The organism is Nostoc sp. (genome assembly GCF_036917155.1).
Lineage (GTDB): Bacteria > Cyanobacteriota > Cyanobacteriia > Cyanobacteriales > Nostocaceae > Nostoc.
This window is the reverse complement of record NZ_JBALDZ010000126.1, coordinates 1-20,355: the sequence shown is the minus strand read 5'-3', so window position 1 is coordinate 20,355 and position 20,355 is coordinate 1. Positions and strand designations below refer to the sequence as shown.

Sequence of the window (20,355 nt, the reverse complement as noted above, 5' to 3'; positions counted from 1 at the left end):
AGCCACGATGTTTCAATGTGTCCTTGTACAAATCCCCTGATTTTAATTATGGGGATTTCCCTGTTGCCTGTTGCCCGTTCCCTGTTACCTTTTAATTTTTACTTTTTACTTCTTTCTGGTACAGCATTATCCTAATTTTACTCTCATTTTCTCATTTTTCCAGTCTTGATGATTATGCAATTTCATTCCAGCCTCCCAGCCGTGACGAACACCTACAATAGAATCTTCAATATATTGAAATAACAAAGAAAAAGCAAGATTGTGAGTAAACTTAAGGCGTAAAATTCTTAACAAACAACGGTAGATCAGAAGTAAAGTGAGACGGATTAAAAACATTGGGAAAGGTAGTTTTTGACAACCGTGTTTTAAAGCAAAGTAAGTAGTATTTTTAGCTAAAGAATACCAACAGGTGAGATGTCGGCGATCGCGGCGATTATGACTAGGTTGGACATAGTGTTCTACAACCACATCTGTATGAGCAACCGTGTACCCAGCTTCCAGCAAACGCAAACAGACATCAGTTTCTTCTAAAAAATATTCAAAAAACTCATCAAAATAGCCAATTTTCACTAAAGCTTCTCGTTTATATGAAGCATTGGCTCCCATTACACCACAAAACCATTGAGGGTTGGAGATATATCTAGTTGTCTCTGTCGCACAAAGAACAGGTCGAGATTCGCTCAAACGGCTATTGACGCCTCTAGCAAATTGCAATGCACCATTTGGTTGAGTTTTATCTATAACTGCTCCACCCACACAACCACAACTTGCTCCCTGTTCTCGGTAAATTTGTAAATGTAAATCTATCCAATTGTCGGGAGGAATAACATCATCATCAAGATAAAAAATAATGTCTTTTGTTGCAGCTTTTAAACCTAAGTTTCTAGCCACACTCACATTTCTTTGCTCAGTCAAAATAACCTGATTAATAATATCCTTATATTCTAATAAAACTAACTTTGTATCATCTTGTGCCGGACCAACGACTAAAATTAGCTCTTGAAAAGAACATCGCCAAAGCGAAACGGCACTCATCACTCTTGAGAGAAAGTTACACCTATCTACAGTACAGATAATCACAGTTGCAGAAAGAGATGACATTAAAAATAATTTCGTGATAATTTAGTTGATAATTAGAAGCGATCGCACACAGCAACATATCGCCCACATCCTTGTAGGATGACGGCAGGATTTTGGGATAAGGAAGGGTCTGGGAGCATCTCACCTTTGCAAATATACCAGGCGATTAGAAATCGCGGCTACACAAACGAAGTACGCCTGCGCGGACTTTAGGAATTTGAAACCCACGGAGGTGGGTTTTGTCTGTATAGCCGCGAATTCTATTCGCCAGGGTAGGTGTGTTTTTACACTCATTGAGATGCTCCCAAGGGTCTTACCCCTGATTCGCCAGCAGCATACTAAGTCGGGGATCTGATTTCTCACGATTTATGCTTTCACACATCTGGAACGCTCTCCCCGGTTACTAGCAATCGAATTATCCACAAATTTCAAGCCACTTTTCGATTTTTTAGCTTTTCTTCATAATCATGTGTATTTTTTTTGACATCTTTCATAAATTCTTCAATGCATGTCTCTAAGAGAGGTGATACTTTTAGCTACCATTACCAAAAATTAATAAATGTAAAAAATATTCTGGAAACAGAAGTGGTAAGGAGTGGAAAGTGTATGCTGTCAAGCATTTCCCATGTTTGTTAAAAATTTATGCTTCTGAAGTAGTATACTTTCTCTGAGTTCAATCAGCAATAGGTATTTAATAGTACAATTGTAATACACGTAAATACGGTTGTTAATTCCAAGACATTGACCAAATAATTACTAATTCGTAATTCGTAATTAAAGAGCGTACAAGCCCCCACAAAATCTGCATATTTGGTGGTTAACAAGACAGTGGTGGGTTCAGAGCCAACAATGATTGTAACTACGAATTACGTAAGCGTTGCGGTAGCGTACCACTCCGTGGAAGCAAGCTACGCGCAGCGTCTCGTAGAAAGGAACGAGGGTCATTATCAATTACGAATTATGTTGACACTATTAATTTAGCGGAATTATTCTCAAATGCGTAAAATTCATCAAGAACTTGAAAAGAATGGATATGCAGTCATTGAATTTCTCAATAAAACTGAAGTAAAAAGCCTCCTCAAATTTAACGAAAAGTATTCTTTTCCTAATAATTTGGCAACTACTGGTATGACTTTTAGTATAAATACCTCAGATTTATCATATCGGAGGCTACTTACTCAGGAAGTAAAAAGACATTTTACTTCAAAATTGAAAATTTTATTGCCCGAATATAGAATAGTGCTTTGTAATTTAGTTTTTAAAAGCCCTGATGTATTATTGAGTGAAATGCCTCTCCATCAAGACCCATCTTTAGTAGATGAAACATCTTTAACATCCTTTGGAGTGTGGTGTCCTCTAATTGATGTAGACGAGCAAAATGGCTGTCTTCAAATTGTCAAAAAAAGCCATTTGTTGAATTCAAAACCTAGACCACTTTTTGTTTTTGATGGCTTTCCCTACAGTCAAGATATACTGTCAATTTTACAACAAAATTATCTCAGCAGTATCCCGATGAAAGCTGGACAAGCGCTGGTATATGACAAGCGACTTTTTCACGGATCACCACCTAATACAACTATTGTTGAAAGAGTCGCAGCTATATGCAGCTTAGTTCCTCAAAACATCTTGATCCATTTTTGCTACAGAGAGACGCTAACCTCTGAAAAGCTAGAAGTATTTGAGGTAGAGGATGAATTTTATGATCGCTACATCGTTGGACAAAGACCAGAGGGTGTGAAAAGATTGGGCACTTTTAATTATGAAGTTGACCCCCTAACACCAGAGCTACTTGTAGAAAAATTAGGGACAAAAAATTCCAATTTAAGAGTTCCTAATTGGGCAAACTTTGAAATTAATTTTCAGGCTCAGTTTTTAGAAAAACTTAACCCCTCCCCTCAAAAAGTAGCAATCCTCGTCAGCAATGAATTTGAAGGTTTTTCTCAAAATGGTGGCATAGGTACTTACTATACAACCTTAAGTCAGAAACTTAAATTTGATGGTTGGTATGTCATCCTGCTTCTTTGTCAAACTGAATCTGACTTTCAAGGAGAAGCAAGCTTTCCTGATGTCGATTGCGTCTTCTCTACTCACGAAACAAAACAGGTTTTAAATCTCCAACCAATTCATCATCAAATTTTAGCTAAGACGCAACAAGATGCAATTAACAATAGCTTCGACTATCAGAGTTGCTGTTGTTTATTCTTCACTCAAGCAGTCATCACTAACTTATCAGATGCAGTAGTTTATGTAGAATTTCCAGACATTTGGGGGTTCGGCTACCGCACAATTCAAGCTAAGAAAACTGGTTTGCTGGGTGACAGTTGTCTTATCGGTGTCACTGCTCATGGGTGCTTTGAATGGTTGCGCGAGGTTAATAGTCAATATACTCTAGAGCAACCCCAGTGGTTTTGGCAAGCTTACCACTACGAGCAATTTTCCTATGAGAATGCAGACATCGCTTACTTTCCTTCATGCTTCCTCAAGTCCAAATTAGAAAGTTATGGTTGGGAAATATCCCATTCCAAGCATTTACCATACTTTGTACCTACTATAAATCAGCAAGGTAAAAGTGAGGGATTTGCAAATCAAAATAATCTCAATGTAGATAAAATACCCGTTGTCTTTTTCAGCCGTCTGGAAGAGAGAAAAGGACTTTGTACTTTTGTAGAAGCAATCAAATTACTGAATCCTATTTTAGTTGAGAGAATTCAGATTATTTTCATAGGAAAAATTATTCCCCTGCAATCGTCCCAACTACAACATCTAGATAGTCAGCAGTATATCGAACAACAACTTGATAGTCATATAACATACAACTTAATACCAAATTTATCCAGTCAAGATGCAATTACATTTATTACTAAATTAAACCACCCAATTGTTTGCTTAACAAGCATACAAGAAAACTTTCCCAATACGGGATTGGAAATGGGACAGTTACCCGTTAGTTTAGTAGTTTCAAATACGGGTGGATTCCAAGAAACTTTAAATTTAATTGAACGTTATGACTGTGTGCATTACTTTCACCCAGCAAATTCCTATTCTCTCGCTCAAACTATAACCGAGGCAATTAATGCTTATCCTGAAAAACCATTAATTCCCCAATATGAATTTTTAGAACAAGTCAATCAACACCTGCTAAACCAAAGATTAGAATATATGAGTCAAGCTTTTATTAATGCCGCTCCTAAAGAACCTCAAACTCCTAAAGTCACAATTGCTATTGTCTGCTGGCAGACAGTAAATACTATATTAGAGTGCTTAGAAAGTCTTGCTGCCCAAACTTATAAGAATTTTGATGTGATTATCGGGTATCGAGAATCATCTAATGAGTATTTACAAGAAAGAATTACTCAAGCTCAAACTAAGTTTCCTAGCTATAAATATTTAAATTTAGATGCGAACTGGAGTTTGGGAGAAAGTTATAATTACTTAGTCGAATTAGCAGCAGGAGAGTATGTTTTACAGTTGGCTATAGAACATATTGCGTTGCCAGATATGCTAGAAAAGTTAGTAACGGCGGCGATCGCATCTGATGCAGATGTGGTAGTATGTCCGCAGGTTACACTGCAAGAGGATGGAGAACTAGAAGCGATGCCTGCGGCGGTAAACTACGCCTTCATCGATGGTTCCTTGCTCAAGTTGCTGGAGTTTAACCACAACCAAGATATATCTGCGTTATTTTCTCTCAAACTGCTGCAAGAATTTCGCTACTTCCCAGAAAGGGGATTGTTCGCTCTCAATTGGCACATCTTAGCAGCTGCGATCGCCACTGGTAAAGAAATTGCTTACTACCCTTATCCTCTCTACGCCACTAGCAATTCTGACTCAACAACTAATCCTGTAAATCTAGCTAAAGAACGGTATTATCTGCGTCAATACTTATATCAAATTGAGCCTAGTAAGTGGAATCAACGCCAGCTTAATTTCCTGCTGACAGGTATTGAGCAACTTCTGCAACAGCAAAATTCAGGTAAAGTATGGCACTTTACTCATCAAAATAACCAAAATTTATCTCCTCAGTCTCAGGCTTGGATGCTAACTGCACAGCAAATTCAAGACGAACTCACACAAACCCAAGAAACTCTAAAAAGCGTGCAAGCTTGGAATCAACAGCTACAAGCTGGAAAAGATTGGCTAGAGTCTCAATGGCAGACATGGATGCTGAGGACACAAAAAGCCGAGTTGGAGTGGGAACGATGGCAATCTTTCAGTACGATGATGTCTGTGAGTAAGTTTTGGCAACTCCGCAGTGCTTGGTTAAAATTTAAACGGCTTCTCGGTGGGAAAAAGCCCGACTCACTTGTGTTAGCAAATCAAGTTAACTCCGACACTCGGATTCGAGATTTTGTGGCTCTGATTGCTAGTCAAAAAGTGAGATTTTTTCAGCCTGAAGCTTCTGAAGCTCCTGTAGTTTCGATTATTTCTGTGTTTCTTAACGACTATCAGTATTTTGAAACTACCTACAGAAGTGTAATTAACCAAACCTGGCAAAATTTTGAATGGATTATTGTCAATGACGGCTCGACTAACTCCGATGCGATCGCATTCATTGAGTCATTGTCTCAAAGAACGAACAAAATCAAAGTCCTCTCTCATTATAATCAACAAGGTGACGCAGCAGGACGCAACACAGCGATCGCTCAAGCCGAAGGCAAATATTTATTTTTTATCAATTTGGTTGACATTTTTGACCCTACATATATCGAAAAAAGTGTTCTGTTCTTAGAAACCCATCCCGAATTTTCCTTCGTTAACTCCTACTCTGCTGTCTTTCAAGCACAGGAATACTGGTGGAATCATGGCTTTAGCCAACCTGCTTCATTCTTCTACGAAAATCAGCCTATAGGAGGATTGCTGTATCGCAAAGTTGATTTTGAGCAACTAGGGGGATTTGACGCAGACTTAAAGTTATATGCAGATTGGGAACGGTGGCTAAAAGCGATCGCCAATCAACAACTTGGATGGACAATTCCTGAATATTTAGAGTGCAGTCGCAGCATTAACTCTTTAGAGCAAGATCCTTGGGAACTCAAGCGAGTAACTGAATTAATCCAGTCGCGCTACCATGATTTTTTTAGCAGCACCCCAACTGCAAATATTTCTCTCAACCATCAATCACTTAACCCGCAGCAACTCAAATATAAAATAGCCGGACAAAACTCCCTTAAGCGCGACAATCCTGGGAAACGCTTGCTGTTTTTCTTTCCTTCCCTCTCCAATAGCAATCTTGATCAATTTCATCTGGACTTAGTGACGCTACTGGGAAAAGAGGGTTATGAAATGGCGATCGCCACAACCTTAAAATCAGAGCATCCTTGGTATGATTCTTTTTATCGCCTCACACCAGACATATTTCATCTACCTAATTTCTTAGATCAAGTATATTGGTTGGCTTTTATCCGCTACATGATCCAATCTCGTCAAATTGATATTGTTGTAATTTCTCACACAGACATCGCCTATTACTTCCTCCCTCTACTCCGTGCTGAATTTCCTCAAGTTGCTTTTATTGATTGGACATACACTGGCGAGTCCAATTCCCAAAGCAATAATTACTCCACTATCTCTAGTCAATTTAGTCAGTATCTTGACTGTCAAGCTTTATTCTCTCCACAGATGACTGCGGTTGAGAAAGATATTAATTATCCAACTAAATCTAAGTTGAGAGTTTGCTCCAATAATTTTGAAATGATAAACATTTTTACTGAAGCTATCCAAACACGTCAAACCCAGATCCAATCAGAAATTGACACGGACTTAGCAACTGTAGCTTTATTACTTGCACTCAGGTAAATTTCATGTCCATCTAACCTCCGGGGTACTCCCGCCACATTGGTACTCCAATTGGCGATGACTTAATCATTTTTGAAAACTTGAACATTAGAGGCTTGGCTAGGACACGATTAGCAAAGTCTATACTAGATGTTGCGTGGGGTGCGTTCCTCTGTTCTAACCAAAAATCCTCTAAAATATCAACAATGAAATCGCTCGTAACTTTCGATTCTGTAAAGTATAAAAATAGCTCATTAAGCTCTGGAAGGAAGATACCATAAGGAGTTACAGTTGTTTTTGGATTATAATCATGGTCATCAGCTTTCGCTCCATCCCGGCTTTTACCTCCTCGATCAAATGAGCCAATCTTAACGCGGGCTTTTCCGTCCATACTTAGCCGTAAAACACTCTTATCTTCCGAAGCGTCAATATTAACTATGTCTAATTGCTCGAAGATTGCATCAGTTTGTGGGATTTTTTTTGAGGCTGAACTTTCTTTACCCTTCGGAGCTTGTAACCTAAATTATTTAATTTGATGCGAATTGTTTCTGATGTATGTAAATTTTCATCACTATAACCAGACTTTTCAATTAATTGTTTTCTAACTTCGGCGGCACTAAGTCTGGTATATAGTATGCACAAGAATAGTAGACATTGGCTGATGGAGGAGCGATGAAGCTATATTACATTCCCACAACAAGAGCAGTACGCCCCCGGTGGCTGTTGGAAGAAATGGGAATTGCTTATGACTTAGTTCGAGTCAATATGACCATGACAAAACAATCAGAATATAAAGAACTGCACCCACACGGTAAAGTACCAGTCTTGGTAGACGGGGAAGTAACGATTTTTGAGTCTGCTGCTATTTGTACTTATCTTGCAGACAAACATATAGAAATGGGGTTTGCTCCACCGCTAGATAGTCCTGAACGTGCCTATTACCAGCAATGGCTTTTTTATGCCGCAGTTACCCTAGAGCCACCTGTTGAGCATTATATGTTTAATGTGCTGCCAAATCTGCCAGAAAAACTACTGCCGGGTTTTGTCAGGTCGGAAACTTCCCTGCAAGAATCTCGACAATGGTTTGACCGAGTTGCTCAACCTCTGAGGGAAGTATTGGTTGGCAAGAATTATTTAGTAGCAAATAGACTAACAACTGCTGATATTGTCACTGGAGGAGTTTTGCTGTGGGCTAAGAAGTTAGGAATGCTCTTAGATGATGACCCCCTGAATGAATATATCAATGGTTTGATGCAGCGACCTGCTTTTGGGCGTGCCGATGAAGATTTTTATGCCAAGATAGCTCCCTAGTTATTGTATTGACTGCTGTTCCATTGCATGGAGCCGCTCTTTATAGCGATCGCCTGAGCGATCGCTATTGCAACTCTTGAAGAAGAATTCAGCTATTCTGAATTCAGGAGTCAGAATCAATCAGTCGGGGATTCAGACCGCGCAGGAATTGAAGACCACTAAATTTTCAATTTAGTGGGGGTCTTAAACCCGATTATTCATCCGCCAGTCGTACAGAATTCATTCTGAATTCTGACTCCTGACTCCTGAATTCTGTTCGATAAACTAGCCTCTCTTGCAATCTGGTATATCGCTCCTGCGATTTTGTAGAACGAACGCACATACTGATTGCCTTTTGGCTGCCTATAATAATCGCCAGCTTCTTGGCACGGGTTAACCCTGTATAAAGTAAATTCCGAGTCAGCATCATGTAATGTTGCGTGTACAAAGGCAAAATTACTACTGGGTATTCCGACCCTTGTGACTTATGGATGCTAACGCTCCAGGCTAAAGCAAGCTCATTCATGTCAGCATAATCATAAGTAACATCCCGCTCTTGATACTGGACGATTACTTCCTGTTCTTCAGTATCAATAGTAGTAATAAATCCCACATCGCCGTTAAAAACTTCCCGTTGGTAATCGTTGGTTAATTGAATTACCCTGTCACCAACTCTAAAAATAGTCCCACCCCTGGTAATTTCAATTTTTTCTGGACTAGGTGGATTAATTAACTGTTGCAGTACATTATTGAGATTGCGTGTACCGACTAATCCCCGTGACATTGGGCAAAGCACTTGTACATCAGTAGCAGGATTAAAACCAAGTTTGGGAATAAAATCAGTAATCAACTCACTAATTGCCTGTACCCCATGTTCTGGTTGTAATCCTCCACCATGCCAAAGACAATCAGATTGAGGTGTGTCAGAAATTGATTCAATATCAATGTCCATCTTCTGCGGCTTCACTCAATACATGGGTCATCCCTGCACAGTAACGAAACTCGGAATCTGCGGGAACGCCCAAATTACGGGCAATTTTATCAGCAGTTAAAAAACCAATGCCATAGATATCAGTCGCTAACTGGTAAGGATTATGAGTAACTGTATCTATGGACTTATCACCATATTGCTTGTAAATTTTGACTGCGTAAGTAGTGCTAACGCCGTGACCTTGCAGAAATACCATCACTTCTTTAATGGCTTTTTGCTCATTCCAGGCTCTTTGAATCATGGCAATACGCTTTTTGGCAATGCCCTGAACTTCAATTAGTCGGTCAGTTTGGTTTTCAATAATATCTAGAGTCTCTATCCCAAAATGAGCAACAATCCGTTTCGCAGTAACAGGCCCCACACCTTTAATTAGACCGCTACCTAAATACTTTTCAATTCCTGTGAGGGTGGCTGGTTTGGTTTCTTTGTAGTTAACAACTTGAAACTGCAAACCATACTGGGGATGTTCGCGCCAAAACCCAGTTAATTGCAGCGTTTGTCCTGGCTGGATATCTGCAAAGCTACCAGTAATTGTAGTTAGTTCCTTTGCACCAGGGCGTTGCAAACGTGCCACTGTGTAACCTGACTCTTGACTGTAATACGTCAGGCGTTCTACTACTCCAGTAATTGATTCCTGCTTGGGAGTCGCGTTAACTTGCTGCTGGCTTGGTAGGGGTGTGGTGGACATTACTTTTGGGAAACGGCGCAGCCATTATACTCGATACTCACTGTTTTAGAAGTAATCGGGTTAGCTTTTTATAGTATTTATGTACTATACAAGAAATTTAAGCATTATATAAATATTTCTAGCGTTTCAAAGTAAAGTTTCAAGCCGTTTTTAGTATATACACCCTGCTTTTACGAATATATTTAACTAAATAAACCTTCAAGGAGGTCAACAAAATAAATGAATAAGATGGGATTTGTAGTTGCAGCAGTTGTTATCATGTCACCTTTGACTTTAGCTGTAAACAATGTGCAAGCTGTGAACGAGCTAGTATTAGTAACTAAAAGTAATCAACCAGAACAGTCTGTGCAAAAAACTTTTACAAGCCTCATAAATGCTGTTGAACAAAACAACTACACTCAGTTTATTTCTCTTGGAAATGCTGCTTTCCAAGAAGGTATTACAAAACAAACATTTACACAAGTTAGTGGACAGTTAGCTCCTCGCATCAAAAAAGGGTATTCGGCAGTTTTCTTGGTAAATCTGAAGCAGCAAGGGTATCAAGTTTATTTATGGAAACTGACATTTTTTGATGGTGGTGATGATGTCTTAGCTAGACTTAGCCTCAAAGATGGAAAAATAGGTGGATTTTGGCTGAATTAGGCGATCGCCCAAGAGGTCTAATTTTTCCTCTAAGAATTTTTTATCCTACTAAAAGGGGTTTAAAACCCCATCCCCTAAGGGTTGCTTGTTTTGTGTTGGGGTTTAAATCCCCATCACAAAACGTAATTGCGAATTGCGAATTGTTTAAGGGCGATCGCCCTTAAAACAACTTGTAAACGTTGCCGCAAATCAAACAATAGCGCTTACCTATATTTAGGTAGGCGCTATTGTTTGATTTCAATTCAGGGAGAAAATATAGTGAAATGAGTTAAGAGATTTTTACGATTAATTAATTCCAATTTAATTTCTTAGATTGCACTGCGACGATTTAGCAAGTTCCACAAGAAAACAGCGACAATTGCGCCAATAACCGCTACTGCAATACCAGGAATGCTCAGTGTGGGGGCGGCTAATGTCAAGGTTCCTGTACTGAAAAATACACCCAAGCTACCACCAACAAAAGCACCGATAATTCCTAAAAGAATTGTTGCTAAGATTCCGCCGCCTTGATGACCGGGGTAGATAGCCTTTGCAATAGCACCAGCAATTAGACCTAAAACAATCCAAGCAAGAATATTCATCGTTTTAATTTGAGCAACGTTTTGTACTGACAAATACACAATAGCAATCCCAACATTGACATTCAATCTACCAACAGAACCAATTATTAATAACCTTGAGGATGAATGCTGTTACTTCTGGTGATATACCCACTAAATCCAATGGATAATCAATAAAAAAGCTCCTAGTTGGTCTAAAACCAGGAGCTTCGTTTATTCATTGCTTGATAATTGCAGTATATACATTTTTAATAATTTATCTCATCTACTGGAAGAATTAAGCTAAAGTTTGAAAGCCGAATATTAATTTGATAAGGTGAAGGAGTAAATGGCTTGTAGCTGCAACCAATGTAAAAGAAGTCATCAATCGCCATCATATACCCGATCATATTCGCGTTCGTCCGGGAAGATAGATGTAATCAAAAAGTTGCTCATTTTAGTACTTGTTGTAATACTAAGCTTACTTTGTTACTCCTGAGTTGATATTTCTTGCCGCGATAAATTTGCTAACTCCGATGCTAAGGTTTCTTCCAATAAGTCTACAATTGCATGTGCATCAGTAGGGGACTTCATTATTTCGGCCTCCGGATCAAAGCGATTTTTGACATTGGGAATATCTTGGCGTAATTCCTCAACCAACGCGATGAGTTTAGCGATTTTCTGCTCAGAAAGTAGGTTGAGTTGAAGGCTAAGTTGCGCCCGTTGCTCTGCTAACTTTTCTTGTCGCTCTTGTTTAATCAATACCCCTGTTGTCACCAACAATGAACCCGCAGTCAGTGAAAATTGTAACCAAGGAAATGGAACTTCCTCAAATTTTGGTACGCCTAAACGTCGTGGTAAGAAATTGGGTGTTACCCAGAGAATAATCCCAAGCAGAATACTATACAGGAATACAGGACGACCAAAAAAGACGGTTATCGTTTCTACAAAGCGCTGGTGTTGTGAGACATTTTTTTCAGAACGTCTATGCAATGCGATGATAGTCTCGATATTTTGACCAATAGATTCTGGTAATGGGGCAGTGGGCAGAATCTTTTCATGAGGTATTTGACCCGATACTTGCGGTGAGGCAGTCGGAGTCTTCTCTGCGAGACGCTCCGCGTTCGCGAAGCGTTCCGAAGGAAAGGCGGCTCCCGTCGACTCCGAACTGCCGGAGGGTGAATCACTTGGATTTGGTTGATTGTTGGTTTGCATTGGTAGTCTAGCGTTATGAATGATTCCTTCAACTGACTAACTTCAATTTTGACTGCAAAGCGATACTTGAAGGCAGAAAAAATGCATGAAAGTACCCACAGATAGATTCTCTTAGATTGCTATTGCTACTTTGGCGATTGCATCTAAATTAGGCTTGACCACAACCAAGGTTAAAAATCAACGAAAGAATAAGTATTTATCATTCCAGGCTCAAAGCGATGCCAGGACGAACGCATCTAAATATTGATGAACTTCTGCTGTTGCTCAACACGAGAGTAAGGCTTGCCCGTAGCTATCAATAGTTGGCTGGGCTGGTTTGGGTTTGAGGAAACTTAAGAATGGAATGACGATGAGAAACGCAACTATTACCAGGGTGTGCGATTCGTTGAGGTGCGATACCTAGCTTGGGCCAGAAAGCGCGATGGCGTACCCGCCATAGGCATCGCTGTTGGGGTGCAACTTTTCCTCTCTTGATTTTTTTGGGGCGATGGTCGGGAGCGATCGCTTGTATTTGCTGGGGAGCGATCGCTTTTCTACCCCCTGAATGGTTACAAAAGATTCTTGATAAAAAGAAAGGCTCCAGCGCTGAGGACAGAAGGCAGAAGGAAGAAAAAGGTACAAACCTTGCCCGCAAGTGGCGCAAAAAATTAAAAACATTCTTTGCGAGATGCGTAGCACGAGAAAAGATGCGTCCGCTTCATACCTCTCCCATAAAGGGAAGAGGTTTTCCTTCTGCCTTCTGCCTCCTGCCTTCTGCCTTCTTTGATTTGAGCTATTTGCCCATGCAATTAGTCGTGAACTGGATTGAGTTGGGTTCCATTGTCAATGGTAACACCGCTTGAAGCTCGGCGATTATTGGCTTGACTATTGTCTTTTGCAGCTTGAGAACGGGTTTTGGGTGTGACACAAACATAGTCATTGGGAACAGCTTCGCGCCAAACATAGCCTTGACGACAAGTGAAAGAACCATAGGGGCCTCCTCCTGGCTGAATCCGATTAGCGACTTGACTATTATCTTTTGCAGCTTGAGAACGGGTTTTGGGTGTGACGCAAACATGGTCATTAGGAACGGCTTCACGCCAAACATAGCCTTGACGACAAGTATCTGGCCCATAAGGTAGTCCTTGCGCTTGAGCAGAATGACCAAACACGAGTGAAAGAGTTGTAGAGCTAACCAAGACAGCCAAAGTAGTTCCAGTTAACAAGGTAGTTGCCGAAAATAGAGATGCAGAAAGTTTCTGAATATACATTGCGTGTTTTTCCTGCCTTGATGGCAAATAATTTGAGATGAACGCCAATACATTGATTTATACTTTGGTGTTGAAAGTTTTATGCAATCTGCCCATCATCCACGGAGAAATTACACCAGCGATTGCAAATTAAGAATGCATCGAATTTTTTTAACGTTTAAAGCCCTCGATTGAAGAATAGTTTTGCCGTCCACTATTATCTGTAAATTCGGTGAAGCTCTGTAAAGAGAGTGCATTTCTGCCTTTGAGATCCAAAGTCAGAAGAGTTTGAGCAAATCCTGGATTGTAGCTAGCAGTCCCATAACGGGTATTTGGGTTTTGTACATTACTGCTATAGGTTGTGAGGCTGGTTTTGCCCCATTTACAATCAGTAGGATGGCATTTACCAAATGCTTCGATGTTTAATTTGTTGCCACCTGCTGAGGTGATCACCAAACGAGTAACACCACTTGTATTTGAATTAGTATTCACCCAAGTACCAATAAAGTCAGCAGGTGCAGCTAGAGCCGGACTAATTAAAGCGGCAGCTAAAGATGCACTAGACAGGGCTTGCACCAAAGAATTTTTCAACATTTAATTAACAGTTTCAATTGGGGATGGGAACTATGTTCCTAAATTCAACTACAGTGGTTTAGAGAGAAGTTACGGAAATTTTTGGCGGGATTTATTATGAAGTTTTTCTATGAATTGATTTTCAGCTAGGCTAAAAAATTTCCCGCTCTTTCTCAGTCAACATTGTGCTTAAACTGCATTTGGGCGAAGTGGTCTTGCAGTAGTTTGTGGATGAAGCGGTAGCGGCCACCAATACGCTGAAGGAATAGGTGATCGGTGCAGTAATTGAGGAAACGGGCGTAGTTCCAGGTTATGTAGCCTGCCCATTTTTCAAGCGTTCGCGTTCAGCGTCTCGTAGAGAGGAAACTTGAGCGATCGCCTGATGCCCAGATGGGGAGCGATCGCTCTTCTAGCCCCGGAACGGTTACGAAAGATTAGGACTTTGAGCCATCTGTTACACTTTTTAGCCCTAACGTGTAATGCTGTATAATCGGGGTAGTGTTGCGTCAGCTGCGGCCAGGGGCATTCGTTATATGAGAGGGTAAATCTACGAATTGTCTCTTCCTACTTTACAGGTATTTCGTCATGACCCCTATACGGTCGGTGTGCAACGGGATTGTTCTGCTGCGCCAATAGCATGACCTATATAGAATATTCAACCTTCGCTTTGTCGAACTGAATTGATAGGAAAACTTAAGCGTTAAAATTAGTCATTGAACAATTCGATGCACTCGATATGTACAAGTTTGCTTCAGCTTCGGAGAACGAACCCATCGTGTTTGGCTGTGCTCAACCAGGATATAGCGATGAGCAAGTTAACAAGTGGATTGAGTTCATGCACAATCAAGACGTCAAGCGTGTCTGCTGCTTGCTGACTGAGTTTCAACTCATTCGCTACACAAATTTACTTGAAGCTTACCGACAGACCTTCGGAATTAACCGGGTTTGTTGGACACCAATCTATGATTTTGATTTTGCCAAGCCGCAAATTCTGATTCACCAAATTCTACCGTTCCTAGCTGCTGCCAACCAGAATGAAGAGAAAGTTGTTGTTCATTGTTCTGGTGGAGTTGGACGCACAGGGCATATTTTAGCGGCTTGGCTTGTGGCTTTCCGAGGACTCTCCAATCAAGCCGCGATCGCAGCCGTCAAAAAAACTGGGAAAAATCCCTATGAAGCAGTTATCGCCGCCCCTTTCAAAGGTCGCAACCCCTGGAAAGTAGCTGCTGAACTCAACCTGCTACTGGATGAGTGTAGTCGATTGAAAGATAAGTTAGCTTGATGCTGCCCCTCGACAGATACTTTCCAACTACTACCCCCACCCGAAACGCAAGCGGCAGAACGTTCCGGTTGAGCGGCGACGAAAGAGCCATTTCGTGTAACAGGTGGCTCAAAGTATTGATTCTTCGTTGGGTGCATCGAGACAACCTATCAAATTGACCATTCTGTTAGTCAAAAACCCAATCTTTTCACCATACTGTTAGATAAAACGCACAGCACGCGTAGCTTGCTGCCATAGGCATCGCCCCCTGGACTAACTTTTCCTCTCTTCTCTACGAGAGGCTGCGCCAACGAGACGCTATTCGCGAACGCTTGAATTCAGCACAGATGCCAGGGCGATCGCCTATTGCCATTATTTGCAAGATATCCAGGCTACTTTTTACAGGGCGTGATGATGCAAGTTGCGGGGATTCGCAGCTGTAGGGGTGCGTAGCTTGCCAACCTAGTCATCGCCCCTTGGACTAACTTTGACTCTAAGAAGGGAGCAATGCGATTTTGTGAGGTCGGACAAAAAAAGTGCGATCGCTAAACCACATAAATTGTTAATAATTTTGGCTCAACCCATTCCCCTATAAAGCCATGCTTGTTTGTTTTGGGATTTTTTCTACCTTTTTTATTAATCCTAATTCTACTCCTGCCACCATCTACAGCAATTACAACTCTCTGGTCTTTAAGTATATTCCCATCAAGTAATTTACCTTGTTGCAAGTTAGATATTTTAGTTTGACGTAAATCAATGCCGATTTGACCAAATTTATATGTCAATCGTTCAATTCGTTTAAGACTAATATTAATTCCCCAATCGCCCAGAATTGTATGTGCAGCTTCAAAAGAACTAGCTATGGCACCACCTAACAGCAATATCTGACCAAACTAATGGGTTTTTGGTCTATCCACAAGGCTATCTCCATCTTTTTTAGCCATTCCACTATTACTGGAATATCATCAATTCTCTCGGAATTAATTTTTACCTGCTCGTTTATTGCCATACGCACACCCATCTCCAGAATATGTCTTACAGACTAATAGAAAATGGTGCTATTACTCCTTATCGCCCTATTCCTTTCCCCTCAAGGCATTAATTCCTCTCACTCTTCAAAAATGAGCGAACGTACAGTAATTAAGAAAAACAGTATTATCTGTATTGAAGATTTACGAGTTGCCAACATGGTCAAAAACCATAAATTAGCCCTGAGTATTTCAGACGCTAGCTGGTCAAAGTTTGTCGCCATGATTGAATACAAAGCTCTGTGGCATGACAGAATTGTGCAAAAAGTTGGTACATTTTATCCATCATCTCAGACTTGTAACTGCTGTGATTTTGTAAACCCATTAGTTAAAGATTTAAAGCTGCGCGAATGGTCTTGTCCCAGTTGTGATAATCTCAATTTGAGAGACGTAAACGCAAGTTTAAATATTCTGAGTGAGGGGTTAAGATTAATAACCGCCGTGGGTATCCCCGAGGCTCTAAACGCGTGTGGAGAACTTGTAAGTCCTGAATTTCTTCAGGCAGAGATCGTTGAAGCAGGAATCACGCCACTTCTAGTGGTGTGAGGTTCAAAGTTACATTGTACCAGTTCTCCCATGATAGGTTATGACTGGAATTGATTACTACAGGCAAGCAAAATTATGTTACCCAATCACCGAGGACAAAGAGTACCCAATGTCACTTTTCATACTCGCCAGGACAATCAGTGGGTAGATGTGACAACTGATGAACTATTTGCAAATAAGACAGTAGTTGTTTTCTCTTTACCAGGTGCTTATACTCCGACTTGTTCATCAACTCATCTCCCTGGGTACAACGAATTGGCTCCAGTTTTCAAAGAAAATGGTGTTGATGACATTATCTGTATTTCTGTGAATGATGCCTTTGTGATGAACGAATGGGCCAAGGATCAAGAAGCAGAAAATGTCACACTAATTCCTGATGGTAATGGTGAATTTACTGAAGGTATGGGTCTGCTGGTAGATAAATCAGACTTGGGGTTTGGGAAGCGATCGTGGCGCTATTCTATGCTGGTGAGAGATGGTGTAATTAACCAGATGTTTATTGAACCAGAGGAGCCAGGAGATCCCTTTAAGGTGTCTGATGCTGAGACAATGCTCAGATACATCAACCCCCAAGCAGTGAAGCCCGAACTAGTTTCCCTGTTTGCGAAAGTTGGTTGTCCCTTCTGTGCGCGTGCTAAGGCAATGCTCAAGGAACATAGCATTAACTACGAAGAAATCACTTTGGGTAAGGATATCACCACACGCTCATTACGAGCTGTTACAGGTGCGACAACAGTTCCCCAAGTGTTTATCGATGGTAAATTAATTGGTGGTTCTGAGGCATTAGAAGCCTACTTCGCTGCTAAATAGTTTTCACTAGGGACGCATAGATGTGCGTCCCTACAACGTATTCAAAGATCACCCTTCTTCTGTTGTGAATTTTAGTAACGGCGATCGCGTTCCAAGTCATAAATCACTTTCTCCAAATACTATGTATCCGATTGACCCTGGTGCTTCTGGCGCTGCTGTTTGAGTAATCGTTCGGCTGTTGTCGCATCACCGGTAAATTTTCGACACAGATAATGCTGTTTTCCTTGATTAAGCGAGTTGACAGCTTGTGCAGAAAGTCATCTCTCAGATTCGTAATTCGTTCATAGGTACGAGCCAGCTTGATTTTCGCTTTGACTCGGTTGCTACTACCTTTGACACTGCGGGGACGAGCGGTTCTCGTGAGAGTATCGCTTAGTTTAACTAAATCACAAATTAACAAATCATCAAAAATCATATATGGCGGTTTTAGTTTGGATGCAATATGTTGTATTTACGTACAGTTGTGTGCGTTTTTAAGAACAACATGGTAGTTGCTGCAACTTTGGAAACCAAAGCAATGAATTGCCTGTTACATTTAATCAAATTAAAAACACCTATTTCAGGAGTGTTGAGTACTGTTAAGGACTTCCAAATTAAAAAACATTCAAAAATCTCATACAACAATCCTCTCTCTTCCTCATCTACTTAGTACTGAGTGCTGAGTAAGTTAAGAAGTACTCAGTACTTTTGCACTTAGTAAATGTCCCACCCGCAAGTGGCGCGGAATCTTTTCTTTTCAGGAGGAGGTTGATACCCCACCCGCAAGTGGCATGGTCTTTTTACTCAGCACGGGCTAAACCTTAGCTATCCGCTAACAGCACTTTTTACTCAGCACTCTTCATTCAGCACTGTTTCGGTGATGTTTCCCAAATTGACACTTGTGCTGATGTAGTAGTCATATATTGAAAAAACAGGACAAGCTTTGGAGTCTGGGGAGATTCTTCAATGCAGAGACGTAAATTAAGGAAGTGCAATGTCAAATTTTGATCTGGTTATTCAGCTATTTCTGCAACTCACAGTTATTTTAGCTACTTGTCGCATTGTCACGATTTTAGGACGCCGCTATCTTGGTCAAACTGATGTTGTTTGTGAAATGATCGCAGGCGTAATGCTAGGGCCATCGCTTTTAGGATTGGTTGCACCAGGTTTTCAGCAATGGCTGTTTCCTAAGCTTCCGATCATTACTGCTGTCGGACTCAAGATACCCAACCCATCAATGTCGATTTTATATGCTATTAGTCAGATTGGGTTGGTAATTTATATGTTTTTAATTGGTTTAGAGTTCAACACTAAACTGTTAAAACATCATATCAAAAGTGCAAGTTTACTATCTGCCGCTGGAATTATCACTCCTTTCATTGTAGGAGCGATCGCATCTTTTTGGTTTTATCACAATGGTGATTTCTTTCAACCAAAGGTAACGCCGTGGTCAGCCGCGCTGTATCTGGGTGCATCGATGACAATTACGGCTTTTCCAATGTTGGCTCGCATTCTTTACGAACGCGGTCTTGCACAAACCCGTTTCGGTACTTTGGCTTTGGGTGCAGCATCGGTAGATGATGGAGTTGCTTGGTGTTTGCTGGCGATCGTGCTTGCTAGCGTCAAAAATTCTCTGAGCATTGCCATATTAGCAATTGGTGGTGGCATTTGCTACGTGCTATTTGCAATTTTTCTCGGTCAACCTCTACTGAAAGCGTTCACACGGATGACGAAACGTGATACAGGTGTGAACAGACAAACCCTGACTTTAATGTTGATAATTTTGATGTTTTGTGCATGGTTTACTGATGTCACAGGCATCTATGCAATATTCGGTGCTTTTGTGTTGGGAGCAGTGACACCACGGGGAGAATTCGCCCAGCAAATTCGCCAATATACGGAGTTTTTAACTAGTTCTTTTTTGTTACCGATATTTTTTGTCTTCTCTGGACTGAACACTCAAATTGGATTGGTAAACACACCTACTTTGTGGGGAATTACGCTCTTAATTATTGCGATCGCAATTCTCGGTAAAGGTGTTGCTTGTATGTTAGCTGCAAAATTGGGCGGGGAAAATTGGCGCGAATCAGCAACTATCGGCGCTCTGATGAATGCTCGTGGTTTGATGGAGTTAATCATCCTGAATATTGGTCTGGAACAAGATATAATTACCCCGACTTTATTCACTATAATGGTTATTATGGCAGTCATTACTACCCTGATGGCATCACCACTGATTGCTTTTTTATTGCACGGTACAAGCTATGAAAAATCTTCTATTTAAGCAAATTGATTACCTAGAAATGAGGTAATTAATCTGCTTTGACAGAAACCGAAAAGGATACAATTCAATACGGTTCAGATAAGGTTTTACTCTTTGTCAAAGTATTTTTTAACGTAGACGCGAAGCGGCTTGCCGCAGGCTACCGCCAAGGACGCAAAGGAAAGAAGAAAGAGAGATATAATTTTCACAAATGATTTAGGACTGCTATATAAGTCCCTAAAATTATTTATGGGTATCATTAATTTTGAATTTTGAATTTGGAGCAAAGCGAGGTGACTCTGGCTATAGCAATTCTAAATAAGTTACCAAGCCCCTTCGGGGCGGAAACAGCGAACTCTTAACAGGGAACAGAAAAAAAATTAGCCCCGAATACAGGGTTTAAAGCCCCTAAATTTATTTATGAAAAGAGATAAAAATATTTGAAA

The 20,355-nt window shown here is 40.6% G+C and carries 16 protein-coding genes and 3 pseudogenes; 9 read left to right on the top strand and 10 right to left on the bottom strand.

Going from position 1 to position 20,355, the window contains the following annotated elements; all coding sequences use genetic code 11:
• Nucleotides 1-126: 126 nt before the first annotated feature.
• Nucleotides 127-1,101 carry a glycosyltransferase family 2 protein gene (locus tag V7K67_RS17490; protein ID WP_335167702.1) on the bottom strand — a complete coding sequence of 325 codons (975 nt, stop codon included), beginning with the start codon at nucleotides 1,099-1,101 and terminating at the stop codon, nucleotides 127-129.
• Between the two features lie 975 nt (nucleotides 1,102-2,076).
• On the opposite strand from V7K67_RS17490, the gene V7K67_RS17485 reads away from it, so the two are divergent.
• On the top strand, nucleotides 2,077-6,876 hold the full coding sequence (locus V7K67_RS17485; RefSeq protein ID WP_335167700.1) for a glycosyltransferase: 4,800 nt from the start codon (nucleotides 2,077-2,079) through the stop codon (nucleotides 6,874-6,876).
• A gap of 145 nt (nucleotides 6,877-7,021) precedes the next feature.
• On the opposite strand, the pseudogene V7K67_RS17475 reads toward V7K67_RS17485, so the two are convergent.
• Nucleotides 7,022-7,488 (bottom strand): annotated as a pseudogene (locus tag V7K67_RS17475) (ISAzo13-like element transposase-related protein); the annotation flags it as partial.
• A 39-nt stretch (nucleotides 7,489-7,527) separates the two neighbouring features.
• On the opposite strand from V7K67_RS17475, the gene V7K67_RS17470 reads away from it, so the two are divergent.
• The gene (locus V7K67_RS17470; RefSeq protein ID WP_335167698.1) at nucleotides 7,528-8,166 is read left to right on the top strand and encodes a glutathione S-transferase family protein; all 639 of its coding nucleotides are present in this window, start codon (nucleotides 7,528-7,530) and stop codon (nucleotides 8,164-8,166) included.
• 193 nt (nucleotides 8,167-8,359) lie between these two features.
• Here the strand turns inward: V7K67_RS17470 and V7K67_RS17465 are convergent.
• Nucleotides 8,360-9,824: pseudogene (locus V7K67_RS17465) on the bottom strand (helix-hairpin-helix domain-containing protein).
• A 219-nt stretch (nucleotides 9,825-10,043) separates the two neighbouring features.
• Between V7K67_RS17465 and V7K67_RS17460 the strand changes: the two are divergent.
• Nucleotides 10,044-10,466 (top strand): hypothetical protein, encoded by a 423-nt coding sequence (locus V7K67_RS17460; protein ID WP_334730596.1) that lies wholly within the window; start codon nucleotides 10,044-10,046, stop codon nucleotides 10,464-10,466.
• Between the two features lie 308 nt (nucleotides 10,467-10,774).
• On the opposite strand, the gene V7K67_RS17455 is transcribed toward V7K67_RS17460, so the two are convergent.
• Nucleotides 10,775-11,047: a GlsB/YeaQ/YmgE family stress response membrane protein gene (locus V7K67_RS17455; protein ID WP_335167704.1), complete on the bottom strand. Its 273-nt coding sequence runs from the start codon at nucleotides 11,045-11,047 to the stop codon at nucleotides 10,775-10,777.
• A 447-nt stretch (nucleotides 11,048-11,494) separates the two neighbouring features.
• Nucleotides 11,495-12,220, bottom strand: coding sequence for a DUF1003 domain-containing protein (locus tag V7K67_RS17450; RefSeq protein ID WP_335167696.1), 726 nt, complete (start codon nucleotides 12,218-12,220; stop codon nucleotides 11,495-11,497).
• Between the two features lie 404 nt (nucleotides 12,221-12,624).
• Between V7K67_RS17450 and V7K67_RS17445 the strand changes: the two genes are divergently transcribed.
• The gene (locus V7K67_RS17445; protein ID WP_335167694.1) at nucleotides 12,625-13,062 is read left to right on the top strand and encodes a hypothetical protein; all 438 of its coding nucleotides are present in this window, start codon (nucleotides 12,625-12,627) and stop codon (nucleotides 13,060-13,062) included.
• On the opposite strand, the gene V7K67_RS17440 is transcribed toward V7K67_RS17445, so the two are convergent.
• Both V7K67_RS17440 and V7K67_RS17435 read right to left on the bottom strand, forming a co-directional pair.
• Complete coding sequence (locus tag V7K67_RS17440) at nucleotides 13,009-13,470, bottom strand: hypothetical protein (RefSeq protein WP_334730599.1); 462 nt, start codon at nucleotides 13,468-13,470, stop codon at nucleotides 13,009-13,011. The two genes, V7K67_RS17445 and V7K67_RS17440, sit on opposite strands and share 54 nt — an antisense overlap.
• Nucleotides 13,471-13,620: 150 nt before the next feature.
• The gene (locus V7K67_RS17435; protein WP_334730600.1) at nucleotides 13,621-14,043 is read right to left on the bottom strand and encodes a hypothetical protein; all 423 of its coding nucleotides are present in this window, start codon (nucleotides 14,041-14,043) and stop codon (nucleotides 13,621-13,623) included.
• Nucleotides 14,044-14,758: 715 nt separating this feature from the next.
• Here V7K67_RS17435 and V7K67_RS17430 point away from each other — a divergent pair.
• Nucleotides 14,759-15,304, top strand: a complete 546-nt coding sequence (locus V7K67_RS17430) for a protein-tyrosine phosphatase family protein (RefSeq protein ID WP_334730601.1) — start codon at nucleotides 14,759-14,761, stop codon at nucleotides 15,302-15,304.
• Nucleotides 15,305-15,831: 527 nt separating this feature from the next.
• On the opposite strand, the pseudogene V7K67_RS17425 reads toward V7K67_RS17430, so the two are convergent.
• Nucleotides 15,832-16,152 (bottom strand): annotated as a pseudogene (locus V7K67_RS17425) (ISLre2 family transposase); the annotation flags it as partial.
• Nucleotides 16,153-16,154: 2 nt separating this feature from the next.
• On the bottom strand, nucleotides 16,155-16,292 hold the full coding sequence (locus V7K67_RS17420) for a hypothetical protein (protein ID WP_335167691.1): 138 nt from the start codon (nucleotides 16,290-16,292) through the stop codon (nucleotides 16,155-16,157).
• A 112-nt stretch (nucleotides 16,293-16,404) separates the two neighbouring features.
• Between V7K67_RS17420 and V7K67_RS17415 the strand changes: the two genes are divergently transcribed.
• Both V7K67_RS17415 and V7K67_RS17410 read left to right on the top strand, forming a co-directional pair.
• Nucleotides 16,405-16,857, top strand: coding sequence for an RNA-guided endonuclease TnpB family protein (locus tag V7K67_RS17415; protein ID WP_335167689.1), 453 nt, complete (start codon nucleotides 16,405-16,407; stop codon nucleotides 16,855-16,857).
• Nucleotides 16,858-16,932: 75 nt separating this feature from the next.
• Nucleotides 16,933-17,667: a glutathione peroxidase gene (locus V7K67_RS17410; protein WP_334707455.1), complete on the top strand. Its 735-nt coding sequence runs from the start codon at nucleotides 16,933-16,935 to the stop codon at nucleotides 17,665-17,667.
• A 103-nt stretch (nucleotides 17,668-17,770) separates the two neighbouring features.
• Here the strand turns inward: V7K67_RS17410 and V7K67_RS17405 are convergent, their stop codons facing one another.
• Nucleotides 17,771-18,082, bottom strand: a complete 312-nt coding sequence (locus tag V7K67_RS17405) for a transposase (RefSeq protein ID WP_335167687.1) — start codon at nucleotides 18,080-18,082, stop codon at nucleotides 17,771-17,773.
• Nucleotides 18,083-18,640: 558 nt separating this feature from the next.
• Here V7K67_RS17405 and V7K67_RS17400 point away from each other — a divergent pair.
• Both V7K67_RS17400 and V7K67_RS17395 read left to right on the top strand, forming a co-directional pair.
• Nucleotides 18,641-19,930, top strand: a complete 1,290-nt coding sequence (locus tag V7K67_RS17400) for a cation:proton antiporter (RefSeq protein ID WP_334730603.1) — start codon at nucleotides 18,641-18,643, stop codon at nucleotides 19,928-19,930.
• A 38-nt stretch (nucleotides 19,931-19,968) separates the two neighbouring features.
• On the top strand, nucleotides 19,969-20,124 hold the full coding sequence (locus tag V7K67_RS17395) for a hypothetical protein (RefSeq protein WP_335167685.1): 156 nt from the start codon (nucleotides 19,969-19,971) through the stop codon (nucleotides 20,122-20,124).
• Nucleotides 20,125-20,355 lie beyond the last annotated feature (231 nt).